Source organism: Flavivirga aquimarina (assembly GCF_030540835.1).
Classification (GTDB): domain Bacteria; phylum Bacteroidota; class Bacteroidia; order Flavobacteriales; family Flavobacteriaceae; genus Flavivirga; species Flavivirga aquimarina.
In genome coordinates this window covers 17156-38931 of record NZ_JAUOEK010000139.1, presented here as the reverse complement: position 1 = coordinate 38931, position 21776 = coordinate 17156, and the positions used below count along the sequence as shown (strand labels likewise).

22 protein-coding genes and 1 other RNA gene are annotated in these 21776 nt (G+C 29.5%); 13 read left to right on the top strand and 10 right to left on the bottom strand.

What is annotated here, in order from left to right; translation table 11 throughout:
* Positions 1 to 203: 203 nt before the first annotated feature.
* The 6 genes from Q4Q35_RS14030 to typA all read right to left on the bottom strand — a co-directional run bounded on the left by Q4Q35_RS14030 (position 204) and on the right by typA (position 7502).
* Complete coding sequence (locus Q4Q35_RS14030; RefSeq protein ID WP_303278621.1) at positions 204 to 1805, bottom strand: sulfatase-like hydrolase/transferase; 1602 nt, start codon at positions 1803 to 1805, stop codon at positions 204 to 206.
* Complete coding sequence (locus tag Q4Q35_RS14025) at positions 1792 to 2631, bottom strand: glycosyltransferase family A protein (RefSeq protein ID WP_303278620.1); 840 nt, start codon at positions 2629 to 2631, stop codon at positions 1792 to 1794. Before Q4Q35_RS14025 ends, Q4Q35_RS14030 begins: the two co-directional genes overlap by 14 nt.
* Positions 2632 to 2645: 14 nt before the next feature.
* Positions 2646 to 3908: an O-antigen translocase gene (locus tag Q4Q35_RS14020; RefSeq protein ID WP_303278662.1), complete on the bottom strand. Its 1263-nt coding sequence runs from the start codon at positions 3906 to 3908 to the stop codon at positions 2646 to 2648.
* Positions 3909 to 3970: 62 nt separating this feature from the next.
* A complete protein-coding gene (locus Q4Q35_RS14015; RefSeq protein ID WP_303278619.1) occupies positions 3971 to 5281 on the bottom strand; it encodes an O-antigen translocase in 1311 nt (436 codons plus the stop codon).
* Between the two features lie 186 nt (positions 5282 to 5467).
* Positions 5468 to 5701 carry a uroporphyrinogen decarboxylase gene (locus Q4Q35_RS14010; protein ID WP_303278618.1) on the bottom strand — a complete coding sequence of 78 codons (234 nt, stop codon included), beginning with the start codon at positions 5699 to 5701 and terminating at the stop codon, positions 5468 to 5470.
* Position 5702: 1 nt separating this feature from the next.
* A complete protein-coding gene (gene typA / locus Q4Q35_RS14005; protein ID WP_303278617.1) occupies positions 5703 to 7502 on the bottom strand; it encodes a translational GTPase TypA in 1800 nt (599 codons plus the stop codon).
* A gap of 274 nt (positions 7503 to 7776) precedes the next feature.
* Here typA and kdsA point away from each other — a divergent pair, with 274 nt between their 5' ends.
* Positions 7777 to 8595, top strand: a complete 819-nt coding sequence (kdsA, locus tag Q4Q35_RS14000) for a 3-deoxy-8-phosphooctulonate synthase (RefSeq protein ID WP_303278616.1) — start codon at positions 7777 to 7779, stop codon at positions 8593 to 8595.
* Between the two features lie 18 nt (positions 8596 to 8613).
* On the opposite strand, the gene Q4Q35_RS13995 is transcribed toward kdsA, so the two are convergent.
* Positions 8614 to 8997 (bottom strand): DUF1801 domain-containing protein, encoded by a 384-nt coding sequence (locus Q4Q35_RS13995; RefSeq protein ID WP_303278615.1) that lies wholly within the window; start codon positions 8995 to 8997, stop codon positions 8614 to 8616.
* 74 nt (positions 8998 to 9071) lie between these two features.
* Here Q4Q35_RS13995 and Q4Q35_RS13990 point away from each other — a divergent pair, with 74 nt between their 5' ends.
* The 10 genes from Q4Q35_RS13990 to Q4Q35_RS13945 all read left to right on the top strand — a co-directional run bounded on the left by Q4Q35_RS13990 (position 9072) and on the right by Q4Q35_RS13945 (position 16393).
* The gene (locus Q4Q35_RS13990; RefSeq protein WP_303278614.1) at positions 9072 to 10982 is read left to right on the top strand and encodes a TlpA disulfide reductase family protein; all 1911 of its coding nucleotides are present in this window, start codon (positions 9072 to 9074) and stop codon (positions 10980 to 10982) included.
* Positions 10983 to 11114: 132 nt separating this feature from the next.
* The gene (locus Q4Q35_RS13985) at positions 11115 to 11726 is read left to right on the top strand and encodes a hypothetical protein (RefSeq protein ID WP_303278613.1); all 612 of its coding nucleotides are present in this window, start codon (positions 11115 to 11117) and stop codon (positions 11724 to 11726) included.
* A gap of 97 nt (positions 11727 to 11823) precedes the next feature.
* The gene (locus Q4Q35_RS13980; protein ID WP_303278612.1) at positions 11824 to 12117 is read left to right on the top strand and encodes a winged helix-turn-helix domain-containing protein; all 294 of its coding nucleotides are present in this window, start codon (positions 11824 to 11826) and stop codon (positions 12115 to 12117) included.
* A 44-nt stretch (positions 12118 to 12161) separates the two neighbouring features.
* Positions 12162 to 12650 (top strand): Coq4 family protein, encoded by a 489-nt coding sequence (locus Q4Q35_RS13975; RefSeq protein ID WP_303278611.1) that lies wholly within the window; start codon positions 12162 to 12164, stop codon positions 12648 to 12650.
* Complete coding sequence (locus tag Q4Q35_RS13970) at positions 12651 to 12938, top strand: hypothetical protein (RefSeq protein ID WP_303278610.1); 288 nt, start codon at positions 12651 to 12653, stop codon at positions 12936 to 12938.
* Position 12939: 1 nt separating this feature from the next.
* Positions 12940 to 14325 carry a DUF4153 domain-containing protein gene (locus Q4Q35_RS13965; protein WP_303278609.1) on the top strand — a complete coding sequence of 462 codons (1386 nt, stop codon included), beginning with the start codon at positions 12940 to 12942 and terminating at the stop codon, positions 14323 to 14325.
* Positions 14325 to 14714: a hypothetical protein gene (locus tag Q4Q35_RS13960; protein ID WP_303278608.1), complete on the top strand. Its 390-nt coding sequence runs from the start codon at positions 14325 to 14327 to the stop codon at positions 14712 to 14714. Before Q4Q35_RS13965 ends, Q4Q35_RS13960 begins: the two co-directional genes overlap by 1 nt.
* 1 nt (position 14715) lies before the next feature.
* Positions 14716 to 15345 (top strand): SanA/YdcF family protein, encoded by a 630-nt coding sequence (locus Q4Q35_RS13955; protein ID WP_303278607.1) that lies wholly within the window; start codon positions 14716 to 14718, stop codon positions 15343 to 15345.
* Between the two features lie 26 nt (positions 15346 to 15371).
* Positions 15372 to 15740 (top strand): ribosomal maturation YjgA family protein, encoded by a 369-nt coding sequence (locus Q4Q35_RS13950; protein WP_303278606.1) that lies wholly within the window; start codon positions 15372 to 15374, stop codon positions 15738 to 15740.
* On the top strand, positions 15737 to 16393 hold the full coding sequence (locus Q4Q35_RS13945; protein WP_303278605.1) for a DUF1361 domain-containing protein: 657 nt from the start codon (positions 15737 to 15739) through the stop codon (positions 16391 to 16393). The genes Q4Q35_RS13950 and Q4Q35_RS13945 overlap by 4 nt, the downstream gene beginning before the upstream one ends.
* 16 nt (positions 16394 to 16409) lie before the next feature.
* Here Q4Q35_RS13945 and Q4Q35_RS13940 read toward each other — a convergent pair whose 3' ends face one another.
* Entirely contained in the window at positions 16410 to 17189 is a 780-nt protein-coding gene (locus Q4Q35_RS13940) for an SDR family NAD(P)-dependent oxidoreductase (RefSeq protein WP_303278604.1), read from the bottom strand.
* Between the two features lie 18 nt (positions 17190 to 17207).
* Positions 17208 to 18413, bottom strand: a complete 1206-nt coding sequence (locus Q4Q35_RS13935; RefSeq protein ID WP_303278661.1) for an NAD(P)-dependent oxidoreductase — start codon at positions 18411 to 18413, stop codon at positions 17208 to 17210.
* 339 nt (positions 18414 to 18752) lie between these two features.
* On the opposite strand from Q4Q35_RS13935, the gene ssrA reads away from it, so the two are divergent.
* Both ssrA and Q4Q35_RS13925 read left to right on the top strand, forming a co-directional pair.
* Positions 18753 to 19162: a transfer-messenger RNA gene (gene ssrA, locus Q4Q35_RS13930) on the top strand.
* Positions 19163 to 19524: 362 nt separating this feature from the next.
* Positions 19525 to 20670, top strand: a complete 1146-nt coding sequence (locus Q4Q35_RS13925; RefSeq protein ID WP_367892748.1) for a site-specific integrase — start codon at positions 19525 to 19527, stop codon at positions 20668 to 20670.
* 653 nt (positions 20671 to 21323) lie between these two features.
* Here Q4Q35_RS13925 and Q4Q35_RS13920 read toward each other — a convergent pair.
* Positions 21324 to 21653: a BfmA/BtgA family mobilization protein gene (locus Q4Q35_RS13920; RefSeq protein ID WP_303278603.1), complete on the bottom strand. Its 330-nt coding sequence runs from the start codon at positions 21651 to 21653 to the stop codon at positions 21324 to 21326.
* Between the last annotated feature and the right edge of the window lie 123 nt (positions 21654 to 21776).

Below are 21776 nucleotides of genomic sequence, written 5' to 3'. Positions count from 1 at the left end.
TATATAAGTATGTAACTGGTTTTATAAAAGTTGGAGGTGATTCTGTTAAATAGCGTCAATTATTCGAATTAAGTTGGACAGATATATTACTCTATAATGTTTTCAATATAAACCAAATTTATAAAATGTATTAGTATAATCTATTATATATTTAAACTAAAAATTTAGTACGAGCCTACTTTCAAAAAATTGCAATCAAATTATTAAAAAAAAGTGTCATAATCAATCGTATCTTTTACAACTCTTTTTCTTTCTTTAAAATCTTTATTAAAAATACTACGGGTAAAATCAACTTCGTTGGCACTAATGTTTAATAAATCTGCCATCCCATGAAATAAATCATCAATCATATATTTCCTATCTTCAACAAATGGCAGTTCGTTTTCTTGCTTATATTTTTGAGATTGCCAAAGTACAAACGGAATGTCGAACATCTTTTTTGAATAAATATCTTCATTGTGCCCTGCCATATTTAAATCATCGAATACCTCTTCGCCATGATCGGAAAAATACAAGACAAAACTTTTAGTATTCAAATCATCAACCTGTCTAATAAGCTCTGATACGATAAAGTCGTTATATAAAATGGCATTATGGTAATGATTGATTTTTACAAAATTTTCTTCGGATTTAAACTTTGTTATCGGCTCGTCTTTAAATTTATTAAAAGCCTCTGGGTATCTATTTTCGTAATGATGATGTGTTCCCATTAAGTGAACAAAAACGACTTTTTTCTTAATATTATTACTTGCAACTTTTTTAAATTCTTTTAAGAGTTCCCCATCTAAAACTTTACTCTTACCAGCTATGGTAGTCGTTAAAAATCTATGGTTTTTAGCCGATAAACTAATTTTGGTTATCATACTTTCGTAAGGCCCTATTGGTCTTTGATTAGACAGCCAATACGTTTCAAAACCAGCCCTATTGACCAATTGTATTATTGAACCTTTTGAAACGCTTTCTGGGTTTTCGTAATTACCAATAGTTAATATTTTTGTTAAGGCTCCAACAGAGTATGCATGTGGACTAATAACATCTTTATATACTAATAAATCTTTGTTTATCTTTTTAAGTTCGGGTGTGGTTTCCCTATAGTAATCGTATAATCCTAAATGCGATCTGGAAGTAGATTCTCCAATTATAATGACATAAAGCTCTTCATCATCGTTTAATGGTCTGTAAATATTTTTAAAATTACCATTTTTATTCTCCTTATAATTACCGAATTTCTTTGATTCTTTATTATACTCTATACCCGATTTGACCATTAGATAAGGGGCATTGAATATAATTAAAGTGGAAAATTTCAAAAAGAGCAGAATTGCAATTACCAAAGCCGAAACTTTAAGTTTATTTTTTTTTGTTCTTAATAATTTGGTCGCTTCTAAGTTCCTTTTTTTGATTAAAGCAACAAATAATGCCGATATAATTAATATGGTGAAGACTATTATTGGTATATCAACATAAAAGTCTAAAAATTCCTTTGTTTCTTCCATATTGGAATCAAAAATTACAAATATGGAAGACGAACTAAAATACGTTTTAAACAAGTAATAATATGATGTTTCAAAATAGATGCAAACCATAAAAAACAAGTATGATACAATAAAATAAATCTTGCTTATTATATGGTTCGATAAAAAATATAAAGGAGCAATTAATAGTATGCCAAACAAAAGGTTCTCTAATAAATTATAAACAACGCTTATAGTAACTTCATTAAAGATACATTCAAAAGAAAAAGACAGTCCCATTGGGATTAAAAACAAATACCCCAACTTTTTTATTTCGCTAACATGCTTCATTTAATTTTTTATATTCTTTAATAGCATTTAATCCAACCATGATTTTTCTACCGACATGTTTAAACTTAATATAGTCTTTTCTTAAAAGAAAGAAAACCAGCTTAAACAAAAGTAGATAACCCAAATTTTTATATTTATGGAAATATAGAGCTGTTTGTGCTTTTATAAAATTATCACTACCAAGATTACTGGTAGATCTTTGAAATGAATGCTTAACTATAAATTTATTTTTAAAATATATGATTAAATTTTTATTTATAGCATCACTTAAAAACAGGTATTCTTCACCTGATAGAAAATTACTTCCTAAACCGAAAAAAGTATTAAAATAAATATTGTTTTTCAATATATCTTTCCTTTTAAAAGCCATTTCTATTGATGAAATTTCTTTCATATCTTTCTCTTTGTGAATTATTTTTGAAGTATTTGGGTATGATTTATATTCTTTTCCACAAAAAGTTTCAATTTTAAACTTTATAATTGATACTTTGGGTAACGTCGCAAATGTTTTCTTTATAATTTCCTGAAAACCTTCTTTATACACAACATCATCATCTGCAATTAAACATATATCTCCAACAGCATTCTTTACAGCCAAGTTTCTACTTTTAGAGAGCCCAATTTCATAAGAGTTTATGACTCTGATGTTATCAAAATCTGAAGTAAGTTCTTTACCTTTTTCTGTTTGATTTACTATTAAAACATTTACGTCCTTTAACATATTATTATAGGGAAACATCTCTTTAACAAAAGCTAATGAAACTTTATTCATTGTGGAAATTAAAACTTCAAGTTTTAAGTCATTTTCTTTTGTTAGCGCTTCCATTCAATCTATATTTTCTATAACAATTTATTTTGCCCAATAAAACTATGTCTTAAAATATAAAGCACAACTAAAAAGTATAAAACATATCTGACAAAATGAGCAATTACAATACCCTCAGTCCCATAGTAGTCTACAAAATAAACTGAAAAGCCATAAAATAATAACACTGATAGTATTTCTGTGAAAACAAAATTAATTATCTGTTTTTTTGCTAAAAACTGATAAGATATTACAATAGCACTAAACTTTATTAAATCGCCCATTAATTGCCATTTAAACAATCCTGACATGCTTAAAAATTCTTCGGTATAAAGCACGTTGATTATTAAATCCCTAAATAGAAAAACAAGGAACATTCCTATTACTATTAAAGGCAATAACATTTTGTAAATTTTTTTCACTTCTCTTCTAAAACCAAAAGTATCATTAATCTTTGCATATTTTGGTAATATATATAAAGGGAAAATTGCTGCTGAAAATTGCATATATGTTTTAGAAACAGAAGTCATAGCTGTCCAATATCCTGCATCTAAAACACTTACTTTATCTTCTATAAGGCGCCTTATAGCTACTTCACTTATATTTATAAATAGTATAACTATAACTGTCATAAAACTATAGGACATCAGTTTATTTTTAAAATACAAGTTATAAGACAACTTTGTTAAATTAATATGCTTTTTATACTTTTTAGAAAGCATTAATAAATATCCAAAAAACTGTATTAGAGGAACCAGACTAATGGCTAATAAACTACCGTTAGTTCCCTTTTTAAAAGTAAAACTTACAATAATTATAGTGCTTACAACTATAGTAAACAAATTCACCTTAGAAAATAACTTATATGCTGAAACTCCATTAAGTAGAGAATTCAAAATAGCATTTATCCCCATAAAAGGAATTATAAATGATAAAATTTTAAAAATGTATACATAATCATTATCAATTCCAAAAACGAGACCATTAAGAACATCTGATAGAAAAAACAATATAATAAAAGAAAATATTGAAGCAAAAGCTGCAAAAACGAATGCCGTAGAAAATAAATGACTTAACTGTTTTTTATCATCTTTATACTCAGATATATACTTAATCAACCCATTTGAAGTTCCTAAAACAGAAAATTGTTCAAAAAAACTAACAATATTCTTCAAATTTCCAACTTGTGCAATCCCATCTGCTCCTATTAGTATAGCTAAAGCTTTTTGAGATATCAGAGAAAACCCCATTCTCACTAAAACTAGCATAGTATTAGCTGAAGTAACTTTTAATAACAAATTGTTTTTTATAAAGCTAGGTATATTCAATAATTAGATAAAGTAAATTAATTAAAAGTAACTTATTTATCAATCTTTTCCGTATTCTCAACCCCAAAAAGCGAACTTCCAAATATCAACAAAATAATACCATAATACATTAGATAACTCACAAAATGAGCAACAACCGCTCCTTTAACACCATCAAATAAGTCAATAAAATAAATACTGGTCGTATACAATATTACGATTAAAAAAGCCTCTGTTAAAATATAGTGCCAAAACATTTTTTTTGCTAAAAACTGGTAGGCAATAACAATAGATAAAATCTTGATAAAATCACCTAACAGTTGCCATAAAAACAAATCTTCAACAGGTTCAAACTCACTGGAAAAAACTACAGATACTATAAGTGGTTTCAGTAAATATATAATAAACAAGCCAGTAGCTAAAATAGGTATAATAGTTTTATAAAAACTAACGACCTCTTTTTTAAATTCCTTAGCATCGTCAATCTCGGAAAATCGTGGTAATATATATAATGCTATTAACGAACTAACCAACATTAAATAATATTTGGATATTCTTGTCATCGCTTCCCAAAAACCAGCGTCTTTATAACCAATATTATCTATAATATACGATCTAATAGCTATAGCTATAAACGGCAAAAAGACAGCAGAAAAAAGCGCCATTAATGAGTATGAACTCATTTTTTTTAGAAAACTATAATCCACTCTATCGACTCTTATAAGCGATGATAAATTACGTCTATTAATAATACCTACCAATGTGATTAAAAATATGAGTGCTTCTGCTATTACTACTGACACTAAAGCGCCATCGAGCTTTTTTTGATAAATTAAAAGCAAGGCTATGGAAACACTTAATATTTGACCAATTATATTAATAATAATTAATATCTTATACTTAGAAAAACCATTCATTATAGAAAATGAAAACATGTTTAAAGCATAAAAAGGGAGTACAATAGCAAATACTTGAATGACATAAGTATAGTCATTATAAACAGGAAAAATGAGATCGTTTATTAATCCTGCATTAAAATAACACAAAAACGACATTAAAATAGTAGACACAAAAGCAACATAAAATATAGTTGATATCGTTTTACTTAGTTCTACAACATTGTCTTTAAAATCTGAAATATATTTTACTGCGCCATTATAAAAACCAAGTATAGCAATAGTTTGAAAAGAACTCACAAAATTCTGTAAATTCCCAATTAACGCTAAACCTACTGGTCCAATAAAAATAGCTATAGCTTTTGAAGTTAATATCCCTGCTATTATTCTTGTTAATACAGAAGCCGTTTGTAACGAGGTAACTTTAACTAAAACTTTACTGTTTATATAATGAATTAATTTTTTCAATTAAGTATGTGTTTTTACTAAAAATAAAATTACTTTAAATTGAATGTATGAACTGTAAACGCTAAAAAAAACATATTATTTTTTATACATTTATAAAGGGATCAAATATACAAAATCATTTAACTTTTCTGTCTTTTTAACATAAAATTGTAAGAAATCATCTGTTCTTATAATACAAAATTAGGTCTATGATTTTTTTTGTGATAAATAATACAAATTAATGCAAAATATAGCAGTATTTGTTATTATAATAGGCATTGAAATTGGATTTAACATAATGCCATAAAACACAAATAGTAAACATCCTAAGGAGTTTACTATTCGTAGTTTATTAACCGATTTCATTAAGAATGACATTAAAACAGTTGCCATAGCGGCATATCCAACCCATTCTACTGCCGAAATCCCAAAGAATTCCATATTATATTGTTTTATTTCGCTTACGCTCTACTTCTGTTAAATAAATTTTACGTAATCTTAAATAATTTGGTGTTACCTCAACATATTCATCTTTTTGAATATACTCTAAAGCTTCTTCCAAAGAAAATTTAATAGCAGGTACAATTTTAGCTTTATCATCAGCACCTGAAGAACGTACATTACTAAGTTTTTTCGTTTTAGTTACATTTACCGTCATATCATCACCACGAGAATTTTCGCCTATAACCTGTCCTTCATAGATATCCTCTCCTGGATCAATAAAAAACTTACCTCTATCTTGTAATTTATCAATAGAATAAGGAATGGCTTGTCCATTTTCCATAGACACCAAAGAACCATTTTGTCTTTCTGGAATACCTCCTTTTAACGGCTGATACTCTTTAAAACGGTGGGCCATAATAGCTTCTCCAGCTGTGGCTGTTAATAATTGATTACGTAAACCTATAATACCTCTGGATGGCACAATAAATTCACAAACCATACGATCGCCTTTTGCTTCCATAGAAAGCATTTCTCCTTTTCTTAATGTAACCATCTCGATAGCTTTACCAGAAACTTCTTCTGGTAAGTCAATAGTCATTTCTTCAACAGGTTCACATTTCACACCATCAACCTCTTTAATAATAACCTGTGGTTGTCCAATTTGTAACTCATAACCTTCACGACGCATGGTTTCTATTAAAACCGATAAGTGTAATACCCCACGACCAAATACCATGAACTTATCTGCACTATCTGTTTCTTCAACACGCAATGCTAAATTCTTTTCAAGTTCTTTATTTAAACGTTCTTTTATATGACGAGATGTAACATACTTTCCGTCTTTACCAAAGAAAGGCGAATCGTTAATAGTAAATAACATACTCATCGTTGGTTCGTCAATAGCAATGGTTTTTAAACCTTCAGGAGTTTCCCAATCCGCTACCGTATCACCAATTTCGAAACCTTCTAAACCAACAATAGCACAAATATCTCCTGTTTGTACGCCTTCTACTTTTTTACGTCCTAGTCCTTCAAAAACGTGAAGCTCCTTTATCTTAGACTTAACAAGACTTCCATCACGCTTAACTAAAGATATATTTTGACCAGCTTTTAATTCACCACGTGTTAAACGACCAATAGCTATTCTTCCTGTAAAAGAAGAAAAATCTAAAGATGTAATTAACATTTGAGTCGTACCTTCTTCAATTTTAGGCTCTGGAATATGATTTATAACCATATCTAATAATGGTTCTATATTTTCAGTTTCATTTTGCCAATCATCACTCATCCAATTATTCTTTGCAGAACCATAAACTGTTGGGAAATCTAATTGCCACTCTTCTGCTCCCAATTCAAACATTAAATCGAAAACTTTTTCATGTACCTCATCTGGTGTACAATTTTCTTTATCTACTTTATTTATAACTACACAAGGTTTTAAACCTAAGTCGATTGCTTTTTGTAACACAAAACGGGTCTGTGGCATAGGGCCCTCAAAAGCATCAACCAATAGCAAAACGCCATCAGCCATATTTAATACACGTTCTACCTCACCTCCAAAATCTGCGTGACCGGGTGTATCTATAATATTAATCTTAGTGTCTTTATAAATTACAGAAACATTTTTAGACGTAATTGTAATACCTCTTTCACGCTCCAAATCATTGTTATCAAGGATTAAATCACCCGTGTTTTCGTTTTCTCGAAATAACTGACAGTGATACATAATCTTATCAACCAAAGTCGTTTTACCATGATCTACGTGTGCAATAATTGCAATGTTTTTAATATTAGCCATAATAGTGCCTTATTTTAAGCGTGCAAAGGTAACTATAAATAACGTATAAACTATGTAATTATATTTTTTTGGATATTACCTTTTCGTAAAATATAAATAAAGCATGTATTATCTACTACATCTTTCTTGCTTTTTCAATTTAAATAATAAAAAGTACTTTATCTATAACCAATACAAACATTCAAAAATATTTTTGTTTCAATTTAAAAGACCTTCTTATTAATTCAGCATTAATAGTATCTTTGCGTCATAATTTTTTTTGAGACTAAAGTTTATGATGCTTCAAGATATTCCAAAAATAAAACATACAAATTCAAATAATTTTTTCCTGCTTTGTGGCCCATGTGCTATCGAAGGTGAAGATATGGCGCTTCGTATTGCCGAAAAAGTGGTCTCAATTACTAATAAACTGGAAATCCCCTATATTTTTAAAGGTAGCTTTAAAAAAGCGAACCGTAGTAGAATTGACAGTTTTACTGGTATTGGTAATGAAAAAGCTTTGAAGATCTTAAAAAAAGTTTCAGATACTTTTGATGTTCCTACGGTTACCGATATTCACGAAACTTCCGATGCTACGTTAGCTTCGCAATATGTTGATGTTCTACAAATCCCTGCGTTCTTGGTTCGTCAAACCGATTTAGTGGTTGCTGCAGCAAAAACTGGTAAGGTTGTCAACTTAAAAAAAGGACAATTTATGAGTCCGGAAGCCATGAAACATGCTGTACAAAAAGTTAAAGATGCTGGTAGTGATAAAGCCTGGATAACAGATAGAGGCACCATGTTTGGATATCAAGATATGATTGTTGATTTTAGAGGTATTCCAACCATGCGTCAATATGCTCCAACTGTTTTAGATGTTACACATTCTTTACAGCAGCCTAATCAAAGTGTTGGTGTGACAGGGGGCAGACCAGATATGATTGAAACCATAGCCAGAGCCGGTATTGTTAATAATGTAGATGGTTTGTTTATTGAAACGCATTTCGATCCAGCAAATGCTAAAAGTGATGGAGCCAATATGTTACACTTAGATAATTTAGAAAAATTACTTGCCAACTTAGTCGCTATTAGAAAAACGGTTAACGGATTATAAAATTCTGGATTCAAAAAATTATTTATCAATAAACCAAGCTTTTTTACTTTTACTTAATAAGTTTGCGGCTTCATATAAGAGTGCCACAAAATTTTCGTGATCTAAATCTTCAATCCTTTTTAACTTAATAGAGCGCACTTGCTTTCGTTTATTATCGTTCTTTAAAACTGGAAATTGCTTTTCTAATAAAATACCTTGAACAAAAGCTACATCTACATAGTCTTTACCTTTTAAAATATTTAAATAAACCATAGGCTTTTTACCAATATTATAAAATGGAATTCTATAACTATACTTCTCTTCTACTTCCGGAAGTGTATTGAGTATAACACTTCTAATATAAAGCATAATAGATTGATAGGGTTCTTTTTGATTTATAAAATATTCGTCTACGGGTTTCATACATTTTTTTATAAATTTAACATAAGGAACAATTTTTGATGTATATATTTGAAAATCAATCAAAAAACTTTATTATGAAATCAACACATTTACATTTTTTTATTATTTCAATTTTACTTTTATCTTTTTCTTGTATGGAAAATAATGCTGATAAAGGAATACATCTAGGCGCATTACATCTATCAAAAGAAACCCCAAAACAAGGTGATAGTCTTGTCATCAAGTACTCAAAAAATGACAGTATTCTGCTTATCGACGAACCTTTAGAAGGTGTTTTTTACTATGCTGTCCAGAACAAGTTTTATCCAACAGATATTAATTTTGTTAATACCAAAAACATCTATGAAAGCAGTATCATAGTTCCTGACTCTGCAACTGCTATAGCCTTCACATTTAGCACCAAAGATAAAACAGATAACAACAATAAAAAAGGATATATTTTTCCTATATATAACAATAAGGACGAAATTATTTTAGGCAGTCATTTAAGCCAAGGATTTTACTATTTAAACAAAGGCAAGCAACATGGTTTAGAAAAAGACATAAGTGAGGCATTAGCTTTAATCGAAAAAGATATGGCTCATTTTCCCAAATTAAACACATCTTATTTATTAGCAGTTAATAGGAATGATAAAGAAAAAGCTAAAGAAATTATAAAAAAACAAACTATTGATTATGAAAAGAAAGAGGGTTTAAACCAAGAGGATTATACAACTCTATCCTTGCTTTACGATCTTGCAGAAAAAAGAAATAAAGCAGATTCAATTAACAACATCGCTGTAAAAAAATTCCCTGATGGAAACGCTGCAAAAAGCAAAATGTTACGGGATTTCTTTAAAGAAAAAGATCCGTTGAAGAAAAAAGAAATCTACAAAAATTATGTAGCTACATATAAAAAGCCTGATGATTATATGTTACGAACATTAGCTAATGTTGAAAAAGGAAATAATAACACCGATGGCTTTTTTAAATATACCAATCAAATATCCAATAAAAGATCAAAAGCTAGTCTATACAATAATGTTGCCTGGAATTTAGCTCTTAAGGGAAAAGATCTAGACTTTGCAGAAAAGCTTTCAAAAAATGCATTGGATATTGTACAAAATTCAAAAAACAATCTAACATCTAAATCCGACTACTTAACTGTAAAGCAATATTTAAAAAATCTTAAAAGTAATTATACCATGTATGCAGATACTTATGCCCTAATCCTCTTTAAACAAGGGCATATTAAAGATGCAATAAAATATCAAGAAGAAATAACACGAGAACTTGTTGATGGTAATGGAGATCCACAAAATATGAACTCTAGACTTCTTGAATTTCTAATAGCAGATAAACAATATAATAAAGCAGAAAAAGAAGCGCTTAGATTTTTGAATAAGGGATGTGGAGATAATAAAGTTAAAGAATATTATAGACAAGCTTATATTGAAAACAAAGGGTCTGAAGAAGGATTAAATGCTATTGTTTCTAAATTAGAAAAAAAACATGAAAAATTAATCTTTGAAAAATTTAAAAAGAAAATATTAAATGAAGAAGCATCTCAATTTACATTAAATGATTTAGACGGCAATACAGTAAGTTTAAGTAGTTTAAAAGGACAAGTAATAATTTTAGACTTTTGGGCAACATGGTGCGGACCATGTAAAGCTTCATTTCCGTCAATGCAAACCGCAGTGAACAAATACAAAAATACTAATGTAAAGTTTTTGTTTGTTGACACATGGGAAAAAGGCGATGAAGGTGTTAGAAGAAAAAATGCTCAAGATTTTATTAAAAAGAACAATTATAATTTTCAAGTATTACTTGACAACCCGATCAAAGAAGGCAGTAATAAATTTTTTCTAGCAGATGCGTATAAAGTAAGTGGCATTCCTACAAAAATAATCATAGGTAGCGACGGCAAAATTAAATTTAAATCCGTAGGGGGAAAAGGTTCGATTACGGAGTTAGATATAATGATTAAACTTGCCCAATCATAAATTGTTAATCTTATAAAATTAAAACAAAGGCTAAATTCTAAAACAGAAATCTGATGAATTTAGCCTTTTACCTTTCCGATTAATTGGAATTTATAAAAATTATATTAACTTTGTATTTCAAAGTACTTTTATATGGAATCAAAAGATTATTTAAAAGACATAAGCGAGATTAAAGATTTAATGAATAAATCCTCACGTTTTATATCGCTTAGTGGTTTATCAGGTATTTTAGCAGGGGTTTATTCACTCATTGGAGCGGCTGTTGCTTATTGGTTGGTAATAGAATATAGTTACGGTACTTTATTACTTGATGGAAAAATATTTAGATTAGTGATGCTAGATTTGTTCTTAGTTGCTTTTTTAAGTGCTATTACAGGAATCATTTTAACAACAAGAAAAGCAAAAAAAAGTGGTGCTAATATTTGGGACACCTCTTCACGCCGTTTAGTCATAAATTTTTTAATTCCATTAGTTGTTGGAGGTATTTATATATTAATTATACTAAATCAACAAAAATATGGTCAGACTGGAGCGCTCATGCTTTTGTTTTATGGGTTAGCCTTGGTAAATGCTTCTAAGTATAGTATAGGAGATATTCGTTATTTAGGTTTTATACAAATTATTTTAGGCTTAATTTGCGCATGGTTTCCAGGATATGGATTTTGGCTTTGGGTTTTAGGCTTTGGAATCATGCATATTATTTATGGAACTTGGATGCATTTTAAGTATGATGTTAAAAAGTAAACAGTGTGCAGTCGCAGTTTTTAGCGACTTACTAAAGTAAAAAAAGATTCCCGCCTTACTGAAAACAAGTTCAGCACAGGTCGCGGGAATGATAATTATGAGTATAATAACCAACATAAATAAAGTATTTGATCATAGAATTAGATTAGGCATTATGTCTATTTTAATGGTAAACGAATATGCCGATTTTAATATGTTAAAAGAGTTATTGGGTGCTACAGATGGTAACTTAGCAAGCCATACAAAAGCGCTTGAAAAAGCTGAATATATTAAGGTTGAAAAACAATTTATTGGCAGAAAGCCTAATACGCGCTATAGCACAACCAAATTAGGAGCAGCCGAATTTAAAAAACACATTGACGCACTCGAAAAATTAATTAGTAAAAAATAAATATTTTTTTAATTATTTACTTTGAAATACAAAGTACTTTTACAATGAATACAAGAAAAAAACTTATAGAATGGTTATTTGAAAAGTCTAAAAAGATTTACACAAATCTTTTCAAGAACCACAAAGCTTGGGGGATTAATAGAAAGCAATTACTATCCTACCCCGAAAACTCTTTCGGTAAACACCTTGGGCTTTTTCTAGATAAAAACAATTTTGAATTAATTTCAAAAGTTGAAAGACATGACGCCTATCATACTTTAACAGGTTACGGAACCAAAGTTGAAGACGAAATCGCCTTACAATATTTATGTTTCGGGAATGGAAAAAGGAGCCCTTATCTCTATGGAGCTATCATACTAGGTACCATTATTTTACCAGACTATTACAAATATTACTATAAATCATACTGTATTGGTAGAAATGCCAACTCATTTCATCATTTCGATTATAAAGAATTACTAATGATTTCCATACATGATTTTAGACAGGTTATATTCTCAAAATCACAAATTAACGCATTAATAAAAACTTAAATGAACACATTTAAAACATCAAGAACAATAGCATTGATATCATTTAGCATAGGAACTATTTTATTCCTATTACAAGCAATAAATAAAGGTTTAAGCACCGTAACCGTAATCGGTTTTAATTATGTTAAGGTAGCCATTATAGTTAATTCCTTAGTCTTTATTATTCTATTATTTACACTGTTCTTAAGTAAACAAAAATTAGAAACTATAAAATCTATAGGTATTATACTTCTAAATATTCCTATTGCATTTCTATACTACCAAATAGTCATCCATAATTTAATATAAAATGAAAAACATACCCTTATTAATCGGAGCCTTTTTATTCAGCATATTTTTTTACCAACAAGACATTGGTTTAAACCTGAGTTTATTTAGTTTACTTACAATTATTATACTCGCAATTTATAATAAAGATTTATTTAAGAAAAAAAGTACGATCATATTTAGTATTGTATTTATTATAACTGCTATCACCATATTTTTTTTCAGATCCATCTTAACAATAGTCGCTTACGTCGTAGCCTTTTTAACATTAATTGGGAATGTATCTAAACAAGGTTCATCTGTTTATGTAAATTGGTTAAATGGGCTTTATACATCAATAGCAGCGTTCTTTCATCGAAACTTTAATACTACTGAAAAAGATGAGAAAGTAACTCCAAAACAAAAAACCGATTATCTGCATTTAATAAAAATAATAGGTATTCCATTAATTACCGTTATAATTTTTATCGCGCTGTATAAAAACGGAAACCCTATGTTTAGTGAATTAATTTCTAAAATTGATTTTGGATTTATTAATATTCAATGGTTATTATTTTCTGTTCTTGGTTATTATTTATTGAGTAATATTTCCAAACCTGTAATAGTTGATCCAGCAACCACTTACGATTTAAATAATGGAAACTCTTTAAGTAGAGAAAGAGATTTTATTGTTGAAAAAATAAAAAAAGAAAATCAATTAGGTTTCATTTTAATTGCACTTCTAAATGTACTCATTGTTATTTTTCTAATTACTGATATTACATACTTAATTTCTACCAACGATTTAAGAGCTTCTGCCATTTCAAATCAAGTTCACAATGGCATAAATACCTTAATAGCTTCTATTCTTATTGCTATAATAATTATACTATATTTTTTTAGAGGAGATTTAAATTTTTATAAAGGCAATAAAAACCTTAAAACAGTGACGTATGTTTGGATAGTACTTAACCTACTATTAATAATTAATATTGTAATAAAAGATTGCCAATATATCTATTATTTTGGCTTTACATATAAACGAATAGGCGTTTTAATTTACTTATTACTTACTATAATAGGTTTGCTCACTACTTTAATTAAAGTAAAACAGATAAAAAACTTTTGGTATTTATTTAGAGTAAATACATTAACGGCCTTTACGATTTTAATTATATCAAGCACTATTAATTGGGACAATTACATTACTCACTATAACCTGAATTATGCCCAATCTATGGATTTTAATTATCTATTAGATCTATCTGACAATAATACATTTCTTCTTAAAAATTATGCTGATAAAAATAACCTAACAGCCGAAAGAAAATCTTTAATTGAAAAAAAATATAAAGCTTATTTAATTGAATTAGAAAGCAAGAAATGGCAAGAAATTCAATATGATAATTTTAAATTAAATAAAGACTGATGAATATTTCTTCTGTTATTTTCAAATCAACTGTTCTGGCAACTTGTATATTTTGGATTGTTATTATGTCTCAAGGTTTTCAAAACTATATGATACCCTTGGTTTTTCTATCTATGATACCAATTTCTATTTGTTGTGCCATTACTATATTTTTAACCATTGTTCCTTTCTTTTGGGTTAGAAGAGGTGAGTTGGTTGATGAATTTGACGGTAGAAATAGAATCATTTTCAAAAAATACTTTCCGTTTTATGCTATAGTCAGTTTTAGCTTGTGTTTATACGGAATAGTTGAATCAATATTTGCTATTAGCTTTTTTGTTTCAGCATTCTTTACAACCATGCAATCGTGGGTTTGGTTGGCAAAAGACAATGAAAAACAAAATAATTAATATGAAACATTTAAAAAGAATTGCTCGATTAGTGCTCTTACTAATAATTTATATAATAATCATAAATGTCTGGGTCGTACACCAAGCTAAAAGCTTCACATATAAAGACATATCAACGATTCCCAAAAACAAAGTCGGACTAGTTTTGGGAGCCAGTAAGTTTGTGTCAAATGGAAATATAAACCTTTATTATAAATATAGATTAGAAGCCGCCTATCAACTTTACAAATCAGGTAAAATAGAATTCATTTTAATTAGTGGAGATAATGGAAGAAAAGACTATGATGAACCTACAGATTTCAAAAAAGACTTGGTAAAAAAAGGAATTCCAGAAAATAAAATATTCCTTGATTATGCAGGGTTTAGAACATTAGATTCGATAATAAGAGCAAAAGAAATATTCGGGCAAAACTCTATAACTATTGTTTCTCAAAAATTTCATAATGAACGTGCCATATATCTGGCTAAAAACCTTAAAATCAATGCCATTGGATATAATGCTAAGGATGTAAAAGGACGGTATGGTATAAAAACTAAATTAAGAGAGTATATAGCAAGAACTAAAGCATCAATCGATATCCTTTTTAACGTACAACCTAAATTTTTAGGCAAAAAAATAGATATAAAATGACATTGCAATTCAACAAAAAATATTTAATGATTTCATTAGTCATATTTGTAATTGAAATCTTAATAGCCATCTACTTAAAAGATGGTTTTATACGCTACACTTTTGGTGATTATCTAGTTGTGATATTACTTTATTGTTTTATTAAAAGTTTCATCAAAGCGATTCCAATTATAATCGCAATTCCAGTTTTAATATTCTCTTATATAATAGAATTATTACAGTTAATAAACATATTAGAAATACTAAGCCTAAATAATAACCATTTATTAAAACTTATTCTTGGTAGTACATTTCATGTTTCAGACTTGATAGCTTATACTCTAGGAATTATTACGGTTTTAATTATTGAATATAGTACAGTCAAATTCAATCTTAAAAAAACAAATAACCTATGAACACTATAAAAACACTCCTATTTACTCGATTTAAAATTTTTTCTCTAATAAGTATCACAATCTCTTTAAGTATTGTATTACTCATGATTAGAATGAAATTAACACATTCCTTTTTCTACTTGTTTTTAGTTTGGAATTTGTTTTTGGCAGCCATTCCTTATGCCATTACAACCTATTTAGTAAGCTCCCCAAAACTTAATAAAATATGGTTTGTAGTATGGTTTAGCGTATGGCTGCTTTTTTTACCTAATGCGCCTTATATTATTACAGACTTACTTCATTTAAAAATTAGTCCAGACCACTTATTATGGCTAGATGTACTTGTGGTTAGCTCTTTTGCATTTAACGGATTGCTAATGTTCTCATTATCTCTATTAGATATAGAGACACTATTAAGTCAATATATGAATAGAAAAAAAACAAATTTTGTTATAATCTTTGTTCTTTTTCTTAGTGGATTTGGAGTTTATTTAGGGAGATTTTTACGCTATAATTCTTGGGAAATTCTTCAAAAGCCTTCGGGTTTATTTAACGATATATTTAATATCATTTTGCACCCAAATCAACATTTAGAAGCTTGGTTGTTCACTTTTTTATTCGGGATTTTTTTAAGTAGTGGGTATTGGGTGTTTAAAGTATTATATAAATCTTGAAACCCGTTAAAACGGATTATTCTCCACGGTTCTTTTCCTGAATATTCCTTACTATTCTTGTTGCCATATTTCTTGGAACAAAACGCGGTATTGTGGATAAAAACTTATTAAAAGCACCTGGAATTGCAACTGTTTTTCCTTTTTTCATAGCATTATAGCCATACAATGCAACAGCCACTGGGCAAGCCATATTAAAACTAATTTTATTTTCAGAACAATCACTAGAAACTGTTTCCTGAAATAGCGTTTTGGTAGGACCCGGACAAAGAGCCGTAACGGTTACCCCTGTTCCTTTTAGCTCGTTAGCTATAGCTTCAGAAAAAGATAAAATATAAGATTTCGATGCATAATACATCGACATTAATGGGCCTGGTTGAAATGCTGCTAAAGACGAAATATTTAAAATTCTACCAGATTTTCTGGAAATCATTTCTGGCAAAACCAATTTTGTTAAATGTGTTGTAGTTAAAACATGAAGATGAAGCATATCAGACTCACGCTTCCAATCTGTATTTGCAAAGGTGCCAAATAATCCAAAACCTGCATTATTTACTAATACATCTATAGGTAATTTAACTTCATCATAAATCTCTTGGGCAATATTAGGCTTACTTAAATCTTTGGTTAATAATTTAACCTCATTTTTAAACTCTTTAAAAAGCTGTTTTACCTCTTTTAACTTTGGGGCGTCTTTATCAACTAAAATAAGGTCAAATCCATCTTTGATAAGCAAAAAAGCTAATTCATATCCTAGTCCCGAAGCAGCACCTGTAACTAACGCGGTTTTAGTCATCATATCATTTTGTAATTAAAATCACTCCTTACCGTTCACATAATTTTGCAAATAAGAAAACCGTTCTGTTAATTTTCCGTTTTGCGTTATTCTGGCACGTTCTAAAACACCATCAGCGTCATTATTAAAAAACGCTGGAATAACGTGTTGGAGAAATTGTTCTCCAAAACCTTCGCTAGCATCCTTAGGAAGCTCACAAGGTAAATTATCTACTGCCATAACTGTAATAGCATCTTTTGCATTATAAGCAACCTCACTTTCAGATTCTGGGTCATAACCATAAAATGGCTCTGCAATGGTAGATGCTCTTAATGTAGAAGCCACAGGGCCATCTACATCACAACTAATATCTGCTACTAAATTTATATTAAAGTTTGGTGATTTAGTATCTTCTCTTGTAAATAAATAAGGAGCTCCGGTACCATAAAAATGGCCTGCTATAAAAAAATCGGTTTCTTTAGCATAAGGCATGAAATTACTTTCGTACCCTGTTGCATCTTTATAAAACTCTTCTGCATTACCTACTTTGCCATCTTTACGCTTGTTATATTCCATAACATCTACTAAACAATAAACCGGTTCGGTGAATTTAGTTGTTAAATACAAAGCGTCGCTAACTTGCTTTATTTTTAAATGATCGAGAATTTCTTTTGCTCCTCGTGCTACTTTCCCTGTACCAGAAAGTAATATTTTAATATTAGGTAACTGTATTTTATCTAACGCCGCTTTTACGGCTTTTAAATCTGCAAGACTTTCTACTTTTGGTAAATTAAATAAGGCTTCTCTTAATCCTAAAGCTCTAATACCGTTATAAGCTCCTACCAACCCTGCATAATAACCAAACCCTATGAGGCGAAACCCGTTACTACCTATTATGGTTTCGTGATCATATAATTCTATGTTTTTTTCTAAAACGGCTTTTAAAAGTTTTCTATTATAAGATTGCTTTTTTATAGTATGTGAAAAGAAAAAGTATTTTTTATTTGGTATTAAATTTTCAATCGGCACTTCTTTTACACCAATCATTACATCGCAATCACTTACATCATTTACAACTTCAATCCCTGATGCTTTATATTCCTTATCAGAAAACACCCGAATATCGCTAGATTCTACTTTAAATTTTGCTCCTAAAAATTTATTTTGTGCTTCAACTAGTTTTAGTGGAGAAAATACCACTCGTCTGTCCGGCGGATTTTTTCGTTCTTTTATAATAGAAAATTTAATATCCATTCGTTTAATCACTTATATCTTTTACTACTACTTTTTCAAACTGAGGGCAGAATACTGGAATAATTTTTGCGCTAAAATAAGAGGATTTGTATGGTTATACAAACTTTTTGGTACCTTTGCTTCCCGCTTAAGGTTTTAAACATTAATTGAGTTCCTTTAAAGGGATTTTTATCAAAATGTTTAGATTCGTTAATTTGATATTGAAACATATTAAATGATGCATAAAACTTAACTCTTCATCTTGAATGTAACAAAGAGATGAAGGTTAATGCACACTTCTCTACACAATTCCGATAAAAAATTGGGATTACTAGAAGTGATTAAATTAATTATGGGGTCGACTGGTTTTGACAGCGAGATTAATTGAACGGTAAGCACGTCGTGTAATGACATTGAAACACGTTAAAGGCTAGGTCAAACTTTAAACGGCGAAAATAATTACGCTTTAGCTGCTTAATCCGAATTATAGTAGGATTAGCCTAGGTACACAAGGTGTACAAGCTTTATGTCTCCGGAAAGCCTTTGTTAACGGCGTTCTTCCGATATTTATCGGAATTAGAGGCATCGTAAATGTTAACATAGATTGGGTAGTGCTTTGATGCCCTTTCGAAACTAAAAAAGATAAGTTATAAGTAGGTTGTCTTTAACCAGCTTATAATCGAAAATCCAAGAAAAGAATAAACGTGTAGAAAGCTCTTTGGTTACTTGTTTGGACGAGAGTTCGATTCTCTCCGACTCCACTTATTGAGTATCAAAACTCATCAAAAAACCCTGTAAATTTATGATTTACAGGGTTTTAAATTTTATTCAATTTCAAATAATATCATATAAAATCATCCTAATCGAGACCAATTCGGTGACCCCTTTTAGATTTTTAGAATAGGTCTCGCCAAGTGTTATATTTTACTGTTTTTCAATCATTTACAAAATTAAAACATTAGGTTTTTAGGTATTAATTCGCTACTTTTAAGTGCTTTAGCGAGACCTAAAATTTATACTTTTATGGAAACAGACTTTTCTATTCATTTTCATCTTGTCAATTCTAAGATTAACAATAAAGGATTAGCACCTATTTATTTACGGCTAACGAGTTAACAATAAACGTATTGAATATAGTATTAGCAGAAGAGTTGAGCCAAAATTTTGGAGTAAAAAGTCACAAAAAGTTATGGGTACAAATCGTGAAGCTGCTGAAACAAACAATCACATAAATAACCTGAAACATAAGCTTCATAAAATTCACCAAAGGTTAGTTGATGAAGATCAAATCGTATCTTCAAAATCAATAATGAACCTATTAAAAGGAGGTGGTAAAAAGGTTAGATTTATTCTTCAAATTTTTAAAGAACATAATGAAAAAACCGATTTATTAGCAGGAAAAGATATTTCTGTTAGTACTGCTAAACGTTATTGGACATGTTATGACCATGTGAAACAATTTATTGAAGAAGAATATAACCTCGAAGATTATAAACTTAAAGACATTGATTACCGATTTATAACCAAATTTGAGTTCTTTTTAAAAACGACTAGAAAGTGCAATCATAATTCGGCATTAAAATATATTAATAACTTCAAAAAGATAATTCGCATTGCTTTAGCAAATCAATGGATGGATAGAGATCCGTTTTACAATTACAAAGTGCAATTTGAAGCTGTAGAACGCGAATATCTAACTTCTGACGAAATAGACACACTATACACGAAAGAATTGCATTTTGATAGGCTGAAAGTGGTTAGAGATATGTTTGTGTTTTATTGCTACACAGGTCTCGCCTATTCTGATGTTGAGAAACTATCAAAATCAGATATTACCATTGGCATTGACGGTAAACAATGGATAAATATCAAACGAACCAAAACGAATACACGAAGTAGTATTCCATTGTTACCCATAGCGAAGGAGATTTTAAATCGTTATGCCTATCATCCGCATGTTATAAAAAGTGAAAGATTGATTCCTGTGTTCAGTAATCAGAAATCGAATGCTTATTTAAAGGAAATAGCAATGCTTTGTGGCATAACAAAACCATTGACCACGCATTTGGCGCGTCATACTTTTGCAACTACCATTACTTTAACTAATGGTGTCCCTATCGAAACCGTCAGTAAAATGCTTGGTCATAAATCGTTGAGAACAACGCAACATTACGCAAAAATAGTAGATCGTAAAGTGAGTGACGATATGAAAACACTTGAGGAAAAATTAAAAAACCAAGTTCCAAACAAAGAGATAAATACTAAAAATTGATGATCTTTGATTCATTTTAGAATCAAGTGTCCCAAATTTGAGACAAGTAATAGACAAGTTGTGGTACAAGCAGTGGACAAGCTCTGGACAAGTAGTGAACCCTTTTTAAAAACTACTTTAAACAAAATAAAATGTTATAAAACTAAACGTTTAAATTTTTTTTTTATTGTTCTCTTTTTTTGTTTTTATCAACATTAACATCTTCATTTTACAATCATTTTACGCCAAACTTTTATAGTGTTTTCAAGGCTTTAGGCTCGGTTTGCGCCAAACTTTTAATTTGTCCATATTTTAACAATACCTGAAAACCCCTTTGTTTTCAGTCCTTTGCGAAGCAAATGAAAAACGTAGAGCCGCTTCAGCGCGCTACCCTCTTGCTCTACAAATTCCGTCAAGCTTTGGCTTGACAAAATTCTCCAACAACTGACAAAAATCAGATACACTTTTACTAGATAACAAGCTATTGCTTTTATACCTTTTTAGGTATAATTTATTGTTTTAATTCAATATTATACCCTTGTAGGTATAAAACATTTCAATCAGATGTAGGATTTAGCAAGCGTAGCGCTGCAAGCCCCAACATCTACCAAACAAACCTATGAAGTGTCTTTGGGGTAATTTTAACCATAAATGTTAATCTTACCTTTTCAACCTCACTTACCTAGATGTATCGCAACGTATCTAGGCTTTTTGGGTTCTTGCTTAACAAAAAGACTTTCGAGCATTTGTCTTGTTGGTATTAGATCACGATTCTCAATCTCTCGTAGAATGCTTTCAACAGCATCCATTCTTTTATTGATTAATATGGTTAAACTATTCACACTATTGTCAAAAGGAACGAATGGATTGATTTGGTTCTTTTCAAAAAAGTCTAACATGACTTCCATCGTCTCGGTATAATTTTCATTATTACTCAAGGCAAAATTCTTAAATCTTTCGACGGTTTCATTGTGAAAATTGATTCTTGAAAAATTTTTACTCATGGCTCTGATTTTTAATAATTAGGATAATACATTCTACTGTTTACAAGGGATAAGGAAGCTTTTATCATTTTTTAGTGCAATTTTGATTTTTCGAGCAATACCAAAATTCGATATAATTAACTG